The following is a 4,173-nucleotide window of genomic DNA, read 5'->3' as shown; positions in this document are numbered from 1 at the left end:
TATCCGCTTTCTTTCCGAAGCTTTATCATATTGAAACTTACAACCACGTTCCTTCGGTATTAAATGTACTGAAAACTTAATATTAATGCCGCTTTGTGACAGCGAATTAAAATGAGTAAAGAATTCAAAAGTTTATTTTTTCAATTTCGGAAGAATAGCGGATACTCAAGCAGAAGTTGAAAAAATTGCCCCAAACCAACCCCAATTTTCAAAAAATCTCTACTTTTACTTCATGATTTCTAAGAAAACCAAATACGGCTTAAAAGCACTGAGCTACTTGTCTCAACAAGAAAAAGGCAAACCCGTTTTGATTTCAGAAATCGCCAGTACCCAAAATATTTCCCTCAAATTTTTAGAGTCTATTTTGCTCGACCTTAAAAAACAAGGAATCCTTTCGTCTAAAAAAGGAAAAGGGGGAGGATATTATCTCATGAAACCAGCCAACGAAATCTCTTTGGCCAAAGTGTATAGAGCCTTGGAAGGACCAATTGCTTGGCTTCCCTGCGTGAGTTTGAATTATTACGAAAAGTGCGACGATTGCGATTCGGAGGAAACCTGTAAACTCAACAAAGCCATGGTCGAAGTAAGAGATAGCATCCTCAACGTAGTGGAGAACAAGACGATTGCAGATTTATAAGTAGGATAGAAGTGGCAAACGGCCGGGCTATCCTTCCAAATCCTCGGTACTATTTGCATTTCAACTACATAGTCTCAGAAGCTTCCAAGGTCGCTTCTTTTCCAATAAGTTTCAAGCACAAAAGCCCCTGCGGGTTTTCCATCCTATCCCTGTTTGATTGGTTTTGGGTAAGTATTCATATTCTTTCTTCATGTCATTAGTTTTTTGTTACTGTTCTGACCTTGCCCCACAGGCTTTAGTTTCCCTCAAATTTGTCGGCCTTCGAGACGGTTCGTACCTCACCCCTCAGGCCTCGGTATGTTCAGTACATTCAAATTTTAACCGTTACACTGCGTCCTGAGTTTCGGCAACATCAAAGCGAAGATGGAGCAAATCACACCAAAAAACGACTTCCAGTAAAACTCCAGTATTTCGAATATTATCCTCATGTCTATCTTGCATACAACCGAGAAAAACAAATCCAAAAATGGTCCCGTAAAAAGAAGGAAGCGCTTGTAAATGGAAAGCATAAGGACTTACCGGAATTAGCGAAAGCATACAGAGATCTTTGAACTATCTATCGGCCTTCGAGACGGCTAATTCTTCTAGTTTACGGCCTTCGAGACAACTCGTACCTCGGACCTCAGGCCTCGGTATAACCTTTTTTTGAATTTTAAATTTTAATTTGTGAATTAATAGGCGGCCTGAGGTTCCACGTAGTGGAAGTCTCGAAGGCCAACCCACCGAAGATCCTTCTAAAAATCTAAAAGTCTAACGGTCTAACCGTCTAAAAATCTAACCGTCTAAGCGTCTAAATCTCTAAAAGTCCTATCTTAGTCGGCATGAACATTTTTCTGACCCTCGACTATGAACTTTTCTTTGGAAACCCTACAGGTAGTGTGGAGAAATGTATCTTGGAACCAACACAGCGTTTGCTAGAGATTAGTAAGAAGTATGGGGTTGGTATGACCTACTTTGTGGATGTGGGCTACCTCTTAGCGTGCGATCGGTATAGAAATGATTATCCCTCCTTACAAAAGGATTATCAAAAAGTGGTAGATCAATTGCGACAAATTATAGCAGAGGGGAGTGATGTTCAATTACATATTCATCCACATTGGGAAGATTGTTCTTACACTACAGAAGGGTGGAATATGGTAACGAACTTGCACTATAAATTAGATGATTTTGAAGAAGAGGAGATCTATCCTTTGGTGAAGCGTTACAAAGAAAAATTAGAGGAACTTATCGGTAGAAAAGTGAATAGCTTTAGAGCAGGAGGTTGGTGTTTGCAACCTTTCTCCAAAGTTGAAAAAGCTTTTCAGGAGTTAGGTATTAAGTATGATACTACTGTTTTTCAAGGTGGTGAATTTCATTCAGAGCACTATGCTTTTGATTTCACGACTGCACCCAATAAAGGACGCTATAATTTTCAAAGTGTATTAACGCACGAATATCCTGAAGGATACTTCACAGAGATTCCTATTGGGGGGATGAAATATCACCCTTTCTTTTATTGGCAGTTGTATGGATGGGGGAGAATTAGACCTTCGCGACACAAAATGCTGGGAGATGGAAATTTCATTGCTCAACCCGGTCGTAAACAAAAACACTTGACCAAATCATCCTGGAATCATATTAGCATGGATGGATACTTTGCTTCCAAACTGAAAAGTGCAACGCGCAAGTTTGCCAAATCAGGAAGAACAGATCTAGTGGTGATAGGACATCCAAAAAGTATGACCTTATTTTCATTTGAGCGATTAGAATCTTATATTCAAGCCATGCAAAACAAACACGCGTTTTTAACCTTTAAAGATTTGCCCGATGCTGATTAGTTCAGAGCGACTCGACAAGGTGGCTTGGGATGATTTTGTGGCGCTACACGGAGCAAGCATTTTTTCTACTTCTACATACTTGGATGCCACGGCAGAGAATTGGTTTGTCTATTGGAAAAAAGATGAAAACTGGGGGGTGGCTTTGCCCTATACCGTGCGTTTGGGATTGAAAACGCTGTATCAACCCTTCTTCAGCCGTTACCAAGAAGTGATTGGAGATGTTCCTGCTGGAAGACCTGAATTAGAGGAGGTAATAAAAAAGCATTTTAAGCGTTCTATGGTCAACTTTAGGCGCGAAATTCCAGAATGGATTCCCTCTGAAATCTATGTGTTTCAACAATTTGAGGAAGGCGCTAAAATATCTACCAATGCGAAACGACAATTTAAAAAGTTCGAGAAGTCGGGCCATAGCATAGTTGTAGAAGATTACAAAGCAGAACATTTGGAATTTATTACCAATACCTTGGCGGAGAAGTTAGATTTTTACAAAGGGGATGAGGTAGAAATTATTGCACGTTTGGCAGAGAACTTAACGGGTGCGCAACATTTAAAATGTTATGTCGTTCGCGTATCGGGTAAGATAGCTGCTTGTGTGCTCTTGATGGATTTTGGTAATCGTCGCATTTATTTAAAAGGTGCGAGTTCTGAAGATTTGAAAAAGTTAGGGGCCATGTATGCTTTGCTCAACAATGCAAGAGAAGAAGCGGTGGCAGAAAATAAAATATTTGATTTTGGTGGATCGCGTGTAGATAGCGTGAAATCCTTCAATTATAAATTAGGTGGAGTAGACCAAAAGTATTTTGCTTATCACTATGATAATTCTCCTTTTTGGTTTAAACTCGCACAAAGTTTAAAAGCATGGAAGAAAAAGTAGTATTAATAACAGGTGCCTCAGGTGCATTAGGAACGGCCTTAACGGAACATTTCAGAGCCCAAAGTCACATTAAATTAGTGCTGCATTTTAATGCTAATCCCATTTTAAATATTGAGAACGAAAACGTTCTATTAACGCAGGCAGACCTTACCCAAGAACATGAGGTGAAAAGAATGATGGCCAAGATTGAAGAAAAATTCGGTCGTTTAGATATGCTCATCAATAATGCTGGTATTTCTAAAAGTGCCATCTCTTGGAAAACATCTGTAGACGATTTTGATGCGACAATGAATGTTAACCTCAAAGCGCCTTTCCTTACGAGTAAATATGCCATTCCATTGATGCGTAAGCACAATTGGGGACGTATTGTTAACATTAGTAGTGTTGTGGCCCAAACGGGGTTTATCGGTACCACGGCCTATGCGGCTTCAAAGGCTGGACTCATTGGTATGACAAAAACCATGAGTAAAGAATTGGCAACCTTTAACATTACAGTGAATGCCTTGGCGTTAGGTTATTTTAATAGAGGGATGATAGATGATGTACCTGAAGAATTACGCGCTGAAATCCTTAAAAATGTTCCCATGAATCAATTAGGAGAACCTGCAACAATCGCGAAAACATTAGAACTACTTTTATCCGAAGAAGGTAGCTTCATTACAGGTCAAACCCTCAACCTTAATGGAGGACTGTACTAGTTAAGAATTCAGAATTAAGAAGTTAGATGCTAGAGAGTTAGATTTCTAGAAGGTTAAATTGTTTAAATAACCCCTCTAACCCCAGCAAATAAAGGAAAACGGGTTCTCGAGCGGAGCCGAGAGACAAATCCCTCAAATCATCAAATC

5 protein-coding genes are annotated in these 4,173 nt (G+C 39.6%); all 5 read left to right on the top strand.

Annotated elements, in window-relative coordinates; translation table 11 throughout:
• The first annotated feature begins 232 nt into the window (after window positions 1-232).
• Window positions 233-637, top strand: coding sequence for an Rrf2 family transcriptional regulator (locus tag R3333_RS12885; RefSeq protein ID WP_318959182.1), 405 nt, complete (start codon window positions 233-235; stop codon window positions 635-637).
• Between the two features lie 251 nt (window positions 638-888).
• The gene (locus R3333_RS14685) at window positions 889-1,188 is read left to right on the top strand and encodes a GIY-YIG nuclease family protein (RefSeq protein WP_413468685.1); all 300 of its coding nucleotides are present in this window, start codon (window positions 889-891) and stop codon (window positions 1,186-1,188) included.
• Between the two features lie 270 nt (window positions 1,189-1,458).
• Entirely contained in the window at window positions 1,459-2,454 is a 996-nt protein-coding gene (locus R3333_RS12875; protein WP_318959180.1) for a hypothetical protein, read from the top strand.
• Window positions 2,444-3,328: a GNAT family N-acetyltransferase gene (locus tag R3333_RS12870; RefSeq protein WP_318959179.1), complete on the top strand. Its 885-nt coding sequence runs from the start codon at window positions 2,444-2,446 to the stop codon at window positions 3,326-3,328. Before R3333_RS12875 ends, R3333_RS12870 begins: the two co-directional genes overlap by 11 nt.
• Window positions 3,313-4,026, top strand: a complete 714-nt coding sequence (locus R3333_RS12865) for a 3-oxoacyl-ACP reductase family protein (protein ID WP_318959178.1) — start codon at window positions 3,313-3,315, stop codon at window positions 4,024-4,026. The genes R3333_RS12870 and R3333_RS12865 overlap by 16 nt, the downstream gene beginning before the upstream one ends.
• Window positions 4,027-4,173: the final 147 nt, after the last annotated feature.

This window comes from Lishizhenia sp. (assembly GCF_033720595.1).
GTDB lineage: Bacteria > Bacteroidota > Bacteroidia > Flavobacteriales_D > Crocinitomicaceae > Lishizhenia.
The sequence above is the reverse complement of the archived record's forward strand: the minus strand, read 5'-3'. Positions and strand labels throughout refer to the sequence as shown.

Excerpts from the sequence above, each read along its gene's own strand:
- R3333_RS12875 (WP_318959180.1), top strand. The coding sequence starts at position 1,459 with ATGAACATTTTTCTGACCCTCGACTATGAACTTTTCTTTGGAAACCCT.
- R3333_RS12865 (WP_318959178.1), top strand. The coding sequence starts at position 3,313 with ATGGAAGAAAAAGTAGTATTAATAACAGGTGCCTCAGGTGCATTAGGA.
- R3333_RS12885 (WP_318959182.1), top strand. The coding sequence starts at position 233 with ATGATTTCTAAGAAAACCAAATACGGCTTAAAAGCACTGAGCTACTTG.
- R3333_RS12870 (WP_318959179.1), top strand. The coding sequence starts at position 2,444 with ATGCTGATTAGTTCAGAGCGACTCGACAAGGTGGCTTGGGATGATTTT.